Origin of the sequence: Neobacillus massiliamazoniensis (assembly GCF_001048695.1) — a bacterium.
Taxonomy (GTDB): domain Bacteria; phylum Bacillota; class Bacilli; order Bacillales; family Cytobacillaceae; genus Neobacillus; species Neobacillus massiliamazoniensis.
The window spans coordinates 83,785-98,197 of sequence record NZ_CVRB01000004.1 but is presented as its reverse complement, the minus strand read 5'-3'; the positions used below and the strand labels follow the sequence as shown (position 1 = coordinate 98,197).

The 14,413-nt window shown below is 36.9% G+C and carries 13 protein-coding genes; 5 read left to right on the top strand and 8 right to left on the bottom strand.

Going from position 1 to position 14,413, the window contains the following annotated elements; all coding sequences use genetic code 11:
* Positions 1-175: 175 nt before the first annotated feature.
* The 5 genes from yidC to BN1082_RS18215 form a co-directional block, all read right to left on the bottom strand.
* Complete coding sequence (gene yidC / locus BN1082_RS18235; protein ID WP_090636765.1) at positions 176-973, bottom strand: membrane protein insertase YidC; 798 nt, start codon at positions 971-973, stop codon at positions 176-178.
* Between the two features lie 8 nt (positions 974-981).
* A complete protein-coding gene (locus tag BN1082_RS18230) occupies positions 982-1,293 on the bottom strand; it encodes a hypothetical protein (protein WP_090636762.1) in 312 nt (103 codons plus the stop codon).
* Positions 1,294-1,417: 124 nt separating this feature from the next.
* Positions 1,418-2,167 carry a pyruvate formate-lyase-activating protein gene (gene pflA / locus BN1082_RS18225; RefSeq protein ID WP_090636760.1) on the bottom strand — a complete coding sequence of 250 codons (750 nt, stop codon included), beginning with the start codon at positions 2,165-2,167 and terminating at the stop codon, positions 1,418-1,420.
* Positions 2,168-2,244: 77 nt separating this feature from the next.
* Positions 2,245-4,470 (bottom strand): formate C-acetyltransferase, encoded by a 2,226-nt coding sequence (gene pflB, locus BN1082_RS18220; RefSeq protein WP_090638390.1) that lies wholly within the window; start codon positions 4,468-4,470, stop codon positions 2,245-2,247.
* 305 nt (positions 4,471-4,775) lie between these two features.
* Complete coding sequence (locus BN1082_RS18215) at positions 4,776-5,228, bottom strand: cupredoxin domain-containing protein (protein ID WP_090636758.1); 453 nt, start codon at positions 5,226-5,228, stop codon at positions 4,776-4,778.
* 258 nt (positions 5,229-5,486) lie between these two features.
* Between BN1082_RS18215 and mprF the strand changes: the two genes are divergently transcribed.
* Both mprF and BN1082_RS18205 read left to right on the top strand, forming a co-directional pair.
* Positions 5,487-8,015, top strand: coding sequence for a bifunctional lysylphosphatidylglycerol flippase/synthetase MprF (mprF, locus tag BN1082_RS18210; RefSeq protein WP_245640488.1), 2,529 nt, complete (start codon positions 5,487-5,489; stop codon positions 8,013-8,015).
* A gap of 376 nt (positions 8,016-8,391) precedes the next feature.
* On the top strand, positions 8,392-9,513 hold the full coding sequence (locus BN1082_RS18205; protein ID WP_090636754.1) for a D-alanyl-D-alanine carboxypeptidase family protein: 1,122 nt from the start codon (positions 8,392-8,394) through the stop codon (positions 9,511-9,513).
* Positions 9,514-10,037: 524 nt separating this feature from the next.
* Here the strand turns inward: BN1082_RS18205 and BN1082_RS18200 are convergent.
* On the bottom strand, positions 10,038-10,301 hold the full coding sequence (locus tag BN1082_RS18200) for a hypothetical protein (RefSeq protein WP_090636752.1): 264 nt from the start codon (positions 10,299-10,301) through the stop codon (positions 10,038-10,040).
* A gap of 159 nt (positions 10,302-10,460) precedes the next feature.
* Between BN1082_RS18200 and BN1082_RS18195 the strand changes: the two genes are divergently transcribed.
* A complete protein-coding gene (locus BN1082_RS18195; protein WP_245640503.1) occupies positions 10,461-10,946 on the top strand; it encodes an Hsp20/alpha crystallin family protein in 486 nt (161 codons plus the stop codon).
* An 81-nt stretch (positions 10,947-11,027) separates the two neighbouring features.
* Entirely contained in the window at positions 11,028-11,456 is a 429-nt protein-coding gene (locus BN1082_RS18190; protein ID WP_090636748.1) for a hypothetical protein, read from the top strand.
* A gap of 105 nt (positions 11,457-11,561) precedes the next feature.
* On the opposite strand, the gene BN1082_RS18185 is transcribed toward BN1082_RS18190, so the two are convergent.
* Positions 11,562-11,804, bottom strand: a complete 243-nt coding sequence (locus tag BN1082_RS18185; protein WP_090636746.1) for a YkuS family protein — start codon at positions 11,802-11,804, stop codon at positions 11,562-11,564.
* Positions 11,805-11,904: 100 nt separating this feature from the next.
* Between BN1082_RS18185 and BN1082_RS18180 the strand changes: the two genes are divergently transcribed.
* Positions 11,905-12,039, top strand: coding sequence for a YuzL family protein (locus tag BN1082_RS18180; protein WP_090636744.1), 135 nt, complete (start codon positions 11,905-11,907; stop codon positions 12,037-12,039).
* Positions 12,040-12,396: 357 nt separating this feature from the next.
* Here BN1082_RS18180 and BN1082_RS18175 read toward each other — a convergent pair whose 3' ends face one another.
* Positions 12,397-14,013: an ABC-F family ATP-binding cassette domain-containing protein gene (locus tag BN1082_RS18175; RefSeq protein ID WP_090636742.1), complete on the bottom strand. Its 1,617-nt coding sequence runs from the start codon at positions 14,011-14,013 to the stop codon at positions 12,397-12,399.
* Between the last annotated feature and the right edge of the window lie 400 nt (positions 14,014-14,413).

Below are 14,413 nucleotides of genomic sequence, written 5' to 3'. Positions count from 1 at the left end.
ATGTCCTGCGGGAGTACGGGGCAGGGGAAGACCCCGCAGGCGCAATAGCGCCGAGAAGGCTCCCCGGACCGCTACTAGAGTGGAAATCAACAGACAAGTTTATCAGACCATTAATAAAAAGGGGGTGCCCCTAAAAGTTATGAACTTTTGGGACACCCTCTTTTATATTTTATTTCTATTTCTGTTTCACATTCACTTGCACTGCTGCTTCTTTTTTATTTTGATAAAGTCTTCTGCTAATGACTGATTGTACGGTTAAGAATATTCCCCCAACTACCCAATAAAGTGGTAGGGCTGCGGGAGCTTTAAGTGAGAACATAACAATCATAAGCGGGGAAAGTAACCCCATGTATTTCATTTGTTCTTGCTGTTGTGTAGGCATAGTAGATTGGGAAACTTTGAATTGAAAATAATATACAAGACCAGCAATAATAGTGATCACAATATCAGGTTTACCTAGACTAAACCATAAGAAATGATGTTGAGCAATCTCCTGTGAGCCGCGAATAGCATAATAGAAGCCAGTTAGAATAGGCATTTGGATTAGTACTGGCAAACATCCCATGTTTAGTGGATTTACACCATGCTTCTGATATAAGCCCATCATTTCTGCTTGAAGTTCTTGTTTCTTTTTTGGATCTTTTTCGGTTTTTATTTTCTTTTGGATTGCATCCATTTCGGGCTTAAGGACATCCATTTTTTCCTTCATGACCATTTGATTTTTATATTGTCTGAGCATGAGAGGCATTAAGGCAAGTCTGATTAATATTGTCACAAGAATAATGGCGATCCCATAGTTGCCATGGAATACATTTGCAACGCCCTTTAGGATAACTGTAAAAGGATCAACCACATACTGGGTAAAAAGGTTTCCTTTTGTGCCTCCCTGTGTTTGGGCTGAGCAAGCAGAAAGTAAAAGAGTTGTTAATGCTAATAGAGTGATAACTGTAAATGAAGAACGTTTTGTTTTCATATTTCCTCCTAAATATTTTTGATTGAGATATTAGACAGCCAGGAAGGAAATGGTTCTTCAGAATCATTCTTCGGACATTCTTTTTTGCGAATATGTTTTACGATTCTATTCAATATTAAACTTCCATTCAAATGGCTTTTTTTCTCGTATAGAAACAAAGGGTGAGTAATTTTTGTATTTTCAGGATTCGAAATATCACCCATAAAGGAGTATTCGACACTTCTTGTCCAAAGATATTTTAAAGTAATTCCGATATTAATACTAACATAAAGAGCGATTAGGGCATTTATATCGGTGTGATCAATAAGTACCTGAAACAAAAATTATCACCTCACTTTTTTAGTCAATGATTTGAGTATAAAGGAGATTTGGCAAATAATCAATTTAAACTATGGAAAAATGACAGAAGAAAATGCTGCATTCTTTTGTGCAGCATTTTCTTCTTTAGGTATGATTTGGTGATTCCCAGTGGGCAGTTAGCATTTTTTGTGCAAATCTCACTTGATCCTCTGTGGGTGGGTCAATATCTTTCAATGGATATTCGTATCCAAGCGCCTCCCATTTATAGACCCCAAGCTTATGATAAGGGAGAATTTCGATCTTTTGGACGTTTTCTAGTGTTCCAATGAATTCACCTAACTCCCTAAGGTCATCGGGATTGTCCGTTACTGTAGGGACGAGGACATGCCGAACCCAAATGGGAACATTATGATCCGATAAGAATCTTGCAAATTCTAATATATGGTCATTAGCCATACCGGTTAATTGAATATGTTTCTTTCGATTAATGTGTTTGAGATCAAGTAAAATTAAATCTGTATACTGGAGCAATTCCACAAGTTGTTCAATAAATAGGTGTGAATGAGAAAAACAGCCCCCGGAAGAATCTATGGTTGTATGAATCCCTAATTTTTTACATTCTTTAAATAATTCAATTAGAAAAGGAATTTGCAGCAATGGTTCACCGCCGCTGACAGTGATTCCACCGCCAGAAGCTTGAATGAAAGGTAGGTAACTCTCAAGATCATTCATAATTTCGGAAACAGTCATGACTTTGCCAGTACCAATTTCCCAAGTATCGGCATTATGACAAAATTGACAGCGCAATAGACAACCTTGTGTAAATAGAACATAACGTATTCCAGGTCCGTCAACTGTCCCTAATGATTCAATGGAATGAATATTTCCGTTCATGAAGATGATCCCCTTTCATTTTAACCAAGAGCTCCCGCTGTTGGGGGAGCTCTCTAATATACCTAATGATCAAGTTATTATAAAGATTCGTGGAATGTCCGGTTGATGACATCAAGCTGTTGCTCTTTTGTAAGTTTAATAAAGTTTACTGCATAACCAGATACACGGATGGTTAATTGTGGGTACAACTCAGGATGTTCCATAGCATCAAGTAATGTTTCTCTATTAAAGACGTTAACATTGAGATGATGTCCTGATTTGTTGGAATAACCATCCAAGATCGAAACTAAGTTGCTAACCCTGGTCTCTTCCTCTTTTCCTAAAGCTTTCGGAACAATTGAGAAGGTATTTGAAATTCCATCCATTGCATAAGCATATGGAAGCTTTGCAACAGAGGATAGGGAAGCCAATGTTCCTTTTGTGTCACGTCCGTGCATTGGATTTGCCCCAGGCGCAAATGGTTCACCTGCACGGCGACCGTCAGGAGTATTACCTGTTTTCTTACCGTAAACTACGTTAGATGTAATCGTCAAGATTGATAATGTATGAACAGAGTTACGATACGTAACATGCTTACGTAGTTTTTTCATAAATCTTTCCACAATTTCTACGGCAATGCTGTCTACTCGATCGTCATTGTTACCGTATTTAGGGAAATCTCCTGTTGTTTCAAAATTAACAGCAATTCCGTTTTCATCGCGGATTACTTTAACTTCTCCATATTTAATGGCACTTAGGGAGTCGGCAACTACACTTAAACCAGCAATACCTGTTGCCATCGTCCTTAAAATTTCCGTATCATGTAATGCCATTTCAATTCGTTCGTAGCTGTATTTGTCATGCATGTAATGGATGACATTCAAAGTATTAATATAAAGCCCTGCTAGCCATTCCATCATTTGGTCGAATTTTTCCATCACTTCATCATAATTTAAGACATCAGATGTAATTGGACGATATTGTGGTCCAACATGGATTTTAAGTTTTTCATCCACACCGCCATTAATGGCATATAAAAGTGCTTTAGCTAGGTTCGCACGTGCGCCGAAGAATTGCATTTGTTTACCAATTTCCATTGCAGAAACACAGCAGGCAATGCCGTAATCATCGCCATATTCAGGACGCATGATCTCATCATTTTCGTATTGAATTGAGCTTGTTTTAATAGACATATTTGCACAATATTTTTTAAAGTTTTCAGGAAGCTGAGGAGACCATAATACTGTTAAGTTTGGCTCCGGTGCTGGTCCTAAATTGTCTAATGTATGAAGGAAACGGAAAGAGTTTTTCGTTACTAAGGCACGTCCGTCTAAGGCCATACCACCAATAGATTCTGTTACCCATGTAGGGTCGCCGCTAAATAATTCATTATAATCAGGTGTTCGAGCAAATTTTACAAGTCTAAGCTTCATGATGAAATGGTCAACTAATTCTTGTGCTGTTGTTTCTGTCAAAGTGCCGTTCTGAATATCACGTTCAATATATATATCTAAGAAAGTAGAAACACGTCCTAGGCTCATTGCTGCACCATTTTGTTCTTTAATGGCAGCTAAATAGCCAAAGTATAACCATTGGAATGCTTCTTGAGCATTTTGAGCAGGTTTAGAAATGTCAAATCCATAGCTGGTAGCCATTTGCTTTAATTCTTTCAATGCCCGAATTTGCTCAGCAAGTTCTTCACGTAATCGAATATTCTCTTCGGTCATTACTTTGCTTGTGTTTTTTAGATCTTTTTGTTTTTCTGTTATAAGGAAATCAACACCATACAAAGCTACGCGGCGGTAGTCACCAATAATACGGCCACGACCGTAAGCGTCAGGAAGGCCAGTGATGATCGCAGCTTTGCGGGCAAGCTTCATTTCATCTGTATAAGCATCAAAGACGCCCTGATTATGTGTTTTTCGGAACTCAGTAAAAATCCTTTCAATTTCTGAGCTTGCTTTATAGCCGTAGGCTTCACATGCTTGCACTGCCATCCGAATTCCACCAAATGGCTGTAAGGAGCGTTTAAAAGGCTTATCTGTTTGAACCCCGACAACTTTTTCGAGTTCTTCATTTAAATAGCCGGACCCATGAGATGTAATGGTTGATACGATTTCTGTATCCATATCGAGTATGCCGCCATTTTCTCGCTCTTGTCTTGTTAATTCCATTACTTGTTCCCATAATGCCTTTGTTGCAGTGGTAGAACCAGCTAAAAAGGAGTCGTCTCCTTCGTATTGAGTAAAGTTCTTTAAGATAAAGTCGCGGACATTTACTTCTTTAGCCCAAGTACCTTTTATAAATCCTTGCCATTGTTCCATCATCATTCACCTCATATTAGTAAAGGATATAACAGTTTGTTGATTTAATGCTCACGTTTAGTATAACAGCTTAAAAAGCGAAATCATGATGGATTTGTTAAGATATTGTGAAATAAGGATTTTTGAGGGTGTTTTTAGGGATAAAGTTGAACAATATATGACATTTTAAATATCTGTATTATAAGAAAAACGATTAAATCATCTTCTGTTATATAAGATGAAATTAGTAATATCAATGTGTTAATAGTAAAAAGTAATGAAACAGATGCTCATTTTCAATGAAAATAGCAGGAGTTACTCCTGCTTTATTCTACTACAATATTCGCTGTCATTGGACCGTTGTGTGCCCGATCACTGTGGGAATTACAAATTAACTGGTAAGTTCCCTTTTTTTGGAATTGAAGGGAAACGAGTGTTTCCTCACCCTTTTTTACTGTCCCTTTTATTTTGGTTCCTTCAATATAAAATTGATGCTCGACGCCGTTAATTCCATCAATGAATAACTGTACTTTTTCATCTTTTTTTATATGGATTGTATCTGGAAACCAATGGTAGGCCTCCATTTCATTTCCGTTTTTCATAGTTGTCTTAAACTCAACTGCTACCATATGGATTTCACGAGTTTTTCCGCTTGATTGCTGATTAAAAACAGTTGTATCTCCAGCTTTTAATATGAACCAAGCAGATATGGTGACAAGAACGAATCCAACAGCAAGAAAAAATAGGAATGTTTCTTTTTTTACAACAAAAAATCTCATAACCTAGCCCCCTAATTTATTTGTCCTATTCCATATTTATGCAGGGAGGGCTGGAAAACTTGTCTCTTTTCTAAAACTTTATTTTACAAGCATGATACCGAATTAATAGGTCTTAAGAAATGGATAATTGGAAGATAAACTGTCAACAATGGTAGTAGCTTTGCAGGTAGATCATCGTCAGAATAAATAAATCACTTTGTTTTTCGATTGGAAAAGATTATATTAAAAACAGTAAAGAAAAAATAGGTGGTTATTTTGTTGGGGATAAAAAAAGATAAGATATTAAATATAGTGAAATTTGTCTTTCCGCTCTTATTATTGATTTTCGCTATTAATGAAATCAGAAAATTTACGAAGCACTTAAATATAGAACTGCTGAGGAATGAATTAAACCAACTGAATTTTTGGTTAATTATTCTCATCTTTGGGATTACCTTTCTAGCAGTCTTACCGATGCAGCTTTATGATGTTATTTTAGTTCGAGTTCTTAAATTAAAGGTTCCAAAACAAGTCATTTTAAAACAAGCATTCATTGCTAATTCATTTTCTAATTTAATCGGGTTTGGCGGCATAATTGGAGCGATGTTACGTACGTATTTCTATAATAAGTACGAACAAGATAAGCGTAAACTATTAGGCGGAATTGCAACGGTTTCTTTATTTTATCTAACCGGAATTTCTGTACTCTCTTGGATTGTTACATTGGGATATCGCCATTTTCCGCTGTTTGTTGATAGGAAATGGATTTATTTTGCTGTGGTTGCTGTTAGTTTGTATTTACCTGTTTTTCTTATTATTCATTACATAAATAATAAAAAAGATAAGCATTCTCTGATTCCTGTTGATGCAGTAGTTGAGCTGGTAGTGGTATCTGTAATTGAGTGGTTCTCCGTTTTTATTGCTATCTTCATATTAAGTAGGATTCTTGGTATCTCGCTTAATTTATGGAGTCTTTTCCCAGTATATATTATTTCGGCCTGCGCTGGTATTATTAGTATGATTCCCGGAGGACTTGGCTCATTTGATTTAGTTTTTATTTTGGGGATGCGGGAATTACATATACATGAAGAAAAAGTTCTCGTTCTTCTATTGCTTTATCGAATTGGTTATTACTTTATTCCTTTTTTAGTCAGTGTAGTTCTTTTTATTAAACTTTACTGGGAAAAATGGAACAAAACCTGGAACGATATACCTAACGCTATTATCCAAGGGTTTAGTCACATCATTTTAACGAGTTTAGTTTTTATGTCAGGATTAATTCTGCTTTTATCAGCTAGTGTCCCGGGAATTATGTCAAGGCTTAGGATAGCGCGCGAGCTTTTATCCTTTCCAATTATTAATTTATCACACCAGTTAACAGTAGCAGCGGGTTTTCTTTTTCTAGGACTTTCCCGTGGGATTGAATATCGAGTAAAAAGAACCTATGAGCTGACGATGTTAACACTTATTCTTGCCGCTTTATTCTCCATCTTTAAAGGGGTTGATTATGAAGAAGCCATCTTCTTAATAATTGTTGCGCTGGTATTGAGAATGTCTAAAGGTCATTTTTATCGGGAAAGTTATGTCTTAACATGGGGAAAGACAATCTTTGATATTACGGTTATTCTCATTATTACATCGATGTATCTGTTAATTGGCTATTTGAATTTACCATCTGCGAAACTGGCGATGCCTAAACAATTAATTCCCTATGTCATTTTGGATTATCGAGACTTGTTTACTAGCGCGATTATTGGTCTTGTGATTGCATTTCTTATTTTAACTACCGGGTATTTGATTAGTTTGCCAAAAAAGTGGAAATGGGAAAAGTCAATTGGTCATGATGAAGAAATACTTGAGCATCTATTAAAATACAAAGGTAAGGTATTATCCCATCTATATTTTTTACATGATAAATATATTTTTTGGAATAAAAAGAAAAATGTTTTATTCTCTTTTCAAGAATATGCGGATAAACTGGTCATTCTGGGAGACCCCATAGGAGAGAAGAGTGATATGGCATCTGCCATTAATGAATTTTTGGAGATTTCCGATCTTTATGGATATACTCCGGTGTTTTATCAAGTAAGTGATGAGATGTTGACTTTTCTGCATGGAAGCGGTTATGCCTTTTTTAAATTGGGAGAAGAAGCTTTTGTTGATTTAAAATCTTTTCCCGTTTCAGGTTCTAGAATGAAAGGTTTGAGTGCCCTCCAGAATAAATTTATACGAGATGGTTATCAGTTTGAAATAATAACACCACCCTTTTCAAAGGAACTCGTTGATGAGCTAAGAGAGGTATCGAATGATTGGCTTCAAGGCAGAAAAGAAAAAGGTTTTTCATTGGGATTTTTTGATCTTGATTATTTGAATAAAGCTCCGATTGCGATTGCCAAGGATAAGGAGAATCGAATTCTCGGCTTTTTAAGTATTATGTATGTCTATGATGATGATCAAACAATTTCTGTTGATTTAATGAGGATGAGACCGGATGCCCCGAGTGGAACTATTGATTTCTTGTTTCTTTCATTATTGGAATGGGCGAAAGAGCAGGACTATAAGCGTTTCAATATGGGGATGGCACCATTGGCAAACGTCGGTTTATCAAGATTTTCCTTTTTGAGTGAAAAAATTGCTGCACAAATTTTCTTACATGGCCATTTTCTTTACCATTTTAGAGGCTTAAGAAAATTTAAAGAAAAATACACAAATAATTGGGAACCAAAATATTTAGCTTACCGTAGAAAATCATCTTTACCATTTACAATGGCTCAAATTACTTTATTAATTTCTAAAAAAAGATTATAAAACATGAATTCGGCTTGGTGGGGACCAGCCGGATTTTTTTAATTAAAAGGCTGTGTTAAACTTGCCTGTTGATTTGCGCTCCAGGCGCTTCGCTTTCCGCGGGCGTTCCGGGGAGCCTCCTCGGCGCTTAAGCGCCTGTGGGGTCTCCCCTGCCCCGTACTCCCGCAGGAGTCTCGCGCCTTCCGCTCCAATCAACATAGTTTCAAAAATCAACAATGACCTTTAACACAGCCAATTAAAGAAGTCCAATTTCTCATCTTTTTCATAACAATCTAATAAAGGCTATTTATTTTTTAGTGAATTATCTGTTAAAATCAAAAAAGGTGCGAATTTTTCGGAAAGGTGACGAGAATTGTCGAAAATATTTTGTTGTTTCATGCTAGTCTTACTGTGCATTTCTTTTCAATTAAATACATATGCGGATGATCAAAAACCAATCGATATAAAAAGTGAGGCAGCTGTCCTTTTAGATTCGGATACTAGAGCAGTCCTGTATGCAAAGAATCCCGATGAAAAGCTGTACCCGGCAAGCCTTACGAAAATTGCAACGGCCATTTATGCCATTGAAAAGGGCAACTTAAACGACATCGTAACGGTCAGTAAAAACGCAGTAAGTCAAGAAGGGACTCGAGTCTATTTAGATGTCGGTGAGAAAGTGCCACTTAAACTTCTTATTCAAGGGATGCTCATTAATTCAGGTAACGATGCTGCTGTGGCGATTGCAGAACATTTAGATGGAAATGTGGACCACTTTTCCGAAAATATGAATGATTTTTTAAAAGAGAAAATCGGGGTAAAGAATACTCATTTTGTGAATCCTAATGGATTGTTTAATCCAAATCATTATACAACCGCAAGGGACTTGGCAATGATTACGAATTATGCGAAGAAAAATCCCGTATTTTCTGAAATATTTGGAACAAAGATGCTTGATTGGAACAGTGAATCTTGGAAAACCACGCTTATTACGCATCATCTAATGCTAAAAGGTGAAATTCCCTATCCAGGTATTACCGGCGGGAAAACGGGGTATGTTAATGAGTCGAAATTAACCCTTGCTACAACTGCTGAAAACGGAAAGCTAAGATTGACGGCGATTGTGCTTAAAGCACCGCATAAAACAATGGACTATAATGACACAAAAGAGCTTCTAGACTACGGTTTTAGCAATTTTCGACACACTTTAATCAGCCATAAAGAAAAGTTTACTAATGGGAACAAGGACTTTTTTCCAAAGAATGATACCCTCATAACTGTTCCAAATACGGAAGTGAGAAAAATGGTAAATAATCAAGGGATTTTAACGGTGGGAAATATAGATAACCAGACTGTGCAGCAAATTCAGCTCGAACAAAAGCTGCCAGAGAAAATAAATAAACCAACAGTACGTTCCAGTGGGAAAATGAATTTTCATATTGATGCTGTTTATGGAATTATTATTTTCGCACTGGCAGGAATCGTTGTCGGCCTAAGGAAAAAAATTAGAAGAAATCTATAATTTTAGAAAAGCGCTAGCCATCTGTTAAGCAAAGGCCAATAGTCAATAGGCACTCGGAGCTGGACAATTCCCGAAGTCTAAAGATATAAATAAAACAAAAGCCATGAAATTTCTCATGGCTTTTGTTTTATTAGAAAGTATAAATTTGACTTCGAGAATTGTCTAGCTCCATAAGAGTAAGCTTCGGAAGCGGTACCTCGCACTCCGAAAAACGTGAGTTTTTCGGCGGAGGCACCCAGCCCCTAGCGTACTTCGCTCTTCTCCCTACGATAAGTCAACATCGGATCGCGAAGTGCTCCTGCGCCATAGCATATTCGAGGAAGTATCGTTCAGCTCGTCGCAAAGCTGCATGATGTCTTTTCAAAGATGTTTTTCATGAAGTTAATGCAGGTAGTAGCTTCGCTCTCCGTGTTTCCTTTATCTCAGTCGAAGCGCTCCAGTCCATACGGTGCTAAACGGGCGCCTTGCGCTTTTCTAACGTTACGGATATTTACCATTTGATATATACATAAACTACATCTACATTAACAGTTTCCAAGTTCATTTTTAGATGGGATAGAATCAAAAGAAGATGCGGAATCAATTAGATCCCTGTCATCCACGAAATGCTTATTGCCTACATAGTCACTATGATCTCCCATATTTTGCCCGTAACCCTGGTTTTTTTTATCAGAATTATGCCATTCGGCAAGAAGATTTTGACCAATATTTACCGCAGACGCATTTTCAAAGGAATTAATTTTTATCATAAAGATATTTATATTAATATATGGAATCGGAGTGGGCATGTTTTTCTACCTCCTTTTTCTTGTTTTTAAATATATGCATTTTCCTAGCGATTATGTTTTCTACAAAATCTTGGATTAAATATAGAAACAATTCAGTAAGATGAAATAAAGGATTGTTTTCCCTTAAGGAAAGGGAGGAGGTGTGGGGAATAGGTGGATATGGAAAAATTAAAGCAATGGATGGAAATTGCCCAAAGCATGCATGGTGGGGATTTTTGGAATAGTATTTTTGATCAAGAGTTGGCTAAACAATTTATCAATGATCAGCCTTTTAAAAACCCATTTCCAGGAACGGGAGATCAAGCCGATAGGTCGGAAGGGAAGAATAATCGGTCATTTCCAATCATAGATATATTAGAAGGTGATGAGGAGGTAATGATTATGATAGAACTACCTGGGGTAAAAAAAGAACATATTGAATTGGGTCTTAGTGGGAACGTTCTAACTATTAAAGGAACAGCACTACCTACTCATCCGCAGTTAAAACTTGTTTATTCTGAACGCTTCTATGGGGAGTTTCAAAGACAGATAAAATTAAATGATAACATCACCCCCAATGAGTTAAGAGCGAAATTTTGGAACGGAATTTTATTTGTCAGCTATAAGAGAATAATAGAAAAAAGTGATATGATTCCAATTGAATAGAATGATTTTTTGTTGGACATGTTCACTGTGGTTTTCAATATAAATAGTAGAAAGGGATTCAATAAGGGAGCGTTTGTGAACATGGCATTAAAGGATTTTTTTCTAGTATTTAGCAAAAATGACGATGGAAATGTAATAAAGAAAAAATTAGCTTCCCTTGAAAGAAGTATGGAAGAGATAAAGAAATCGTTAGCAGAAATGCAGGAAAAAAACTATCACGAAAATGCCGACAACCAAAAAGAACCACCGATTATGATTGAAAAAATAAATATTGAAAAGATTATTTTAGATAAATATGAGCTTAACAATAATTTCGGACAACTTGGGATTAAAGAATTAAAAGGAAGGCTTAATATTGGGGCAACCTACGGAAGTGAATTTACACCAAAGATTAATAACGAGGAAAAGAAGGAAGATAAGCGAGAGGATACAATAAAAAATAAGGAAAAGGATCAACAAAAAGGTCCAAAGATCAACATTCAGACAAAGAATGAGAACAAAAAAGACTAAAGCCATTCCTTTAGTCTTTCGAAAACTAATAAAAGAAAGTATAATTTTCGACTTCGAGAATTGTCTAGCTCGAGCCGATATGCGGGCACCTTCCGCATTTTTTATTTATTTTAGCTTACTTTCGACATGCTGGCATACTTCATCGGCGCTCATGCCATTTGCATCGATTACTGAACCTTTTGTATAGGTATCATGCATACCCATCATATTTGAATCCAGACCGCTAACAACACAGCAGTCACAATTCGTAGCGTCAGATTCCTGTCTTAATTCTACTACCTCATGTCCTTTTTCCTTTAGTGCCTGCTGAATATTTGTAAGAGATTGTTCTACACCTATTTTCGCCATAAAAAACACCTCCTCCTGTAGATTATCTTTCCAAAAATCATGGCCAATATTCGGTATAATCGTCAATAATTTTCCAAAAACTATATGAGGAGGTGTTAAGATGGCAAATAAACGAAAAAAAGATCCTTCAACCATTGGTCTTCAGTCTCCTCAAGTTGAAGGGCAAGGAACGACCACAACCGAAACTGGTGGAAAAACAGCACCATCATCGAGGCGGAAACAAAAAAGAGGATAAAAACAAAGCAGAACGATGAGAACGAATAAGAGGGTGCCCTAAAAGGTGACAGGCACCACTAGTTGTACAAAGTTTATGATAATTTTTCCGCAATGTTGATTAGAGCGGAAGGCGCTTGACTCCTCGAGAATGCTATCGCATTTCCTTCGTGCGTGGGCGGATTCAAGGATGTAATTTAATGTCCTGCGGGGAGTACGGGGCAAGGGAAGACCCCGCAAGTGCAATAGCGCCGAGAAGGCTCCCCCGGACCGCCCCCCGGAAAGCGAGCTTCTTGAGCGGAAATCAACAGACAAGTTTAACAGACCATTAAAAAAAGGAGGTGCCCCTTAAAGTTTCTTTTGGGACACCCTCCTTCTATTAATACATACTTGCCACTTGTTTTTGTAACTCTTCGTTTTCGAGATATTCATCATAGGTCATTTGCTTATCTACTAGGCCAGATGGAGTTAATTCAAAAATTCGATTGGCAATCGTTTGAATAAACTGGTGGTCATGAGATGCGAATAAGCAAGAGCCTTTGAAATTGATTAAGCCATTATTGAGCGCAGTAATCGATTCTAAGTCTAAGTGGTTCGTTGGTTCATCAAGCAATAATACGTTTGATCCGCTTAGCATCATTTTCGCCAGCATACAGCGAACTTTTTCTCCACCGGATAGGACACTTGCTTTTTTTAGGACTTCTTCACCCGAAAATAGCATTCTTCCTAAAAATCCGCGTAAAAAGCTTTCACTTTGGTCTTTTGGAGAAAACTGACGAAGCCAATCAACGAGAGTAAAATCACTGCCTTCAAAATACTCCGAGTTATCCTTTGGAAAATAAGCTTGAGAAGTGGTAATCCCCCACTTAAAGGTGCCACTGTCAGCTTCAAGCTCACCCGTTAAAATTTTGAAGAGAGTGGTCTTTGCCATTTCATTTGTTCCAACTAAAGCAATTTTATCATTTTTATTTATTACAAAGCTTATATTGTCAAGGACTTTAACACCGTCAATGGTTTTAGATAAGCCTTCCACTCGCAATAAATCATTGCCAATTTCACGATCCGGTGTAAACCCGACATAAGGATAACGGCGGGATGATGGCTTAATGTCGTCCAGCGTTATTTTATCTAACAGCTTTTTACGCGAAGTGGCTTGTTTAGATTTGGATGCATTCGCACTAAAGCGGGCAATAAAGCCTTGTAATTCTTTAATTTTTTCTTCCTTTTTCTTATTGGTGTCCTGTGTCATTTTTAAAGCTAGCTGGCTGGATTCGTACCAGAAATCATAGTTTCCGACATAGATTTGAATTTTCCCAAAGTCTAAGTCGGCAATATTTGTACAAACCTTATTAAGAAAGTGCCGGTCATGGGATACTACAATTACGGTATTCTCAAAATTAATTAAGAATTCTTCAAGCCATTGAATCGCTTTTATATCCAGGTGGTTTGTTGGTTCGTCAAGAAGAAGAACATCTGGCCTGCCGAACAATGCTTGAGCAAGCAATACCTTCACTTTTTCTGAACCAGTTAATTCTGCAAGTTTTTTATCATGAAGGTCTTCGCCGATTCCAAGACCCTTTAGCAGGATCGCCGCTTCAGACTCAGCTTCCCATCCATTTAACTCAGCGAATTCCCCTTCAAGTTCAGCTGCTTTCATTCCATCTTCATCGGTAAAATTTTCTTTCATATAAATGGCGTCTTTTTCCTGCATGACTTGATAAAGCCTTGTATGACCCATAATAACGGTTTTTAATACTTCAAGTTCCTCGTACTCAAAATGGTTTTGTTTTAGTACTGCCAACCGTTCATTTGGTCCAAGCTGTACGTTTCCTGTTTGAGCCTCAATTTCGCCTGATAATATTTTCAGAAACGTTGATTTCCCTGCACCATTGGCACCAATTAGCCCGTAGCAATTACCAGGCGTAAATTTTATGTTTACATCTTCAAAAAGTTTTCTTTCTCCATATCTTAAGCTGACGTTGCTAACAGTGATCATTTTATAAATCCTCCAAAAAAAACAATATTACTTTTTATTATACCATTAAAATGGGGGTAGAGCGAATTTCAATTTAAAAAAGGGCTCGGGAAAGAAAAATTCCCTAAAAATTTTTTTGTGTTTTCACACTTTATTCATAATTTTGTTGTAGAATTGGTTTTAAGTAGGAAGTATCTAAAGAAGGTGAAAAGTGTGGCTAAAAAGCAGATTTCTGAACTCGTTAACAAGTTAAAAAAGGCAGGTATTAAAGCGAGTCTAACTAAACCAAAGTCCAATTACCTTTTATCGTTACAGCAAATTAGGAAGCCTTCATCGGTGAATTAGCAGGTAATAAAAAGCGATTAATCTTTTTGATTAACCGCTTTTTTTATTGTCTAGGAATTTATAGATTTATTTAGGA

Excerpts from the sequence above, each read along its gene's own strand:
- yidC (WP_090636765.1), bottom strand. The coding sequence starts at position 973 with ATGAAAACAAAACGTTCTTCATTTACAGTTATCACTCTATTAGCATTA.
- BN1082_RS18195 (WP_245640503.1), top strand. The coding sequence starts at position 10,461 with ATGGAAAAATTAAAGCAATGGATGGAAATTGCCCAAAGCATGCATGGT.
- BN1082_RS18215 (WP_090636758.1), bottom strand. The coding sequence starts at position 5,228 with ATGAGATTTTTTGTTGTAAAAAAAGAAACATTCCTATTTTTTCTTGCT.
- BN1082_RS18175 (WP_090636742.1), bottom strand. The coding sequence starts at position 14,013 with ATGATCACTGTTAGCAACGTCAGCTTAAGATATGGAGAAAGAAAACTT.
- BN1082_RS18180 (WP_090636744.1), top strand. The coding sequence starts at position 11,905 with ATGGCAAATAAACGAAAAAAAGATCCTTCAACCATTGGTCTTCAGTCT.
- BN1082_RS18205 (WP_090636754.1), top strand. The coding sequence starts at position 8,392 with ATGCTAGTCTTACTGTGCATTTCTTTTCAATTAAATACATATGCGGAT.
- BN1082_RS18200 (WP_090636752.1), bottom strand. The coding sequence starts at position 10,301 with ATGCCCACTCCGATTCCATATATTAATATAAATATCTTTATGATAAAA.
- pflA (WP_090636760.1), bottom strand. The coding sequence starts at position 2,167 with ATGAACGGAAATATTCATTCCATTGAATCATTAGGGACAGTTGACGGA.
- pflB (WP_090638390.1), bottom strand. The coding sequence starts at position 4,470 with ATGGAACAATGGCAAGGATTTATAAAAGGTACTTGGGCTAAAGAAGTA.
- BN1082_RS18190 (WP_090636748.1), top strand. The coding sequence starts at position 11,028 with ATGGCATTAAAGGATTTTTTTCTAGTATTTAGCAAAAATGACGATGGA.
- BN1082_RS18185 (WP_090636746.1), bottom strand. The coding sequence starts at position 11,804 with ATGGCGAAAATAGGTGTAGAACAATCTCTTACAAATATTCAGCAGGCA.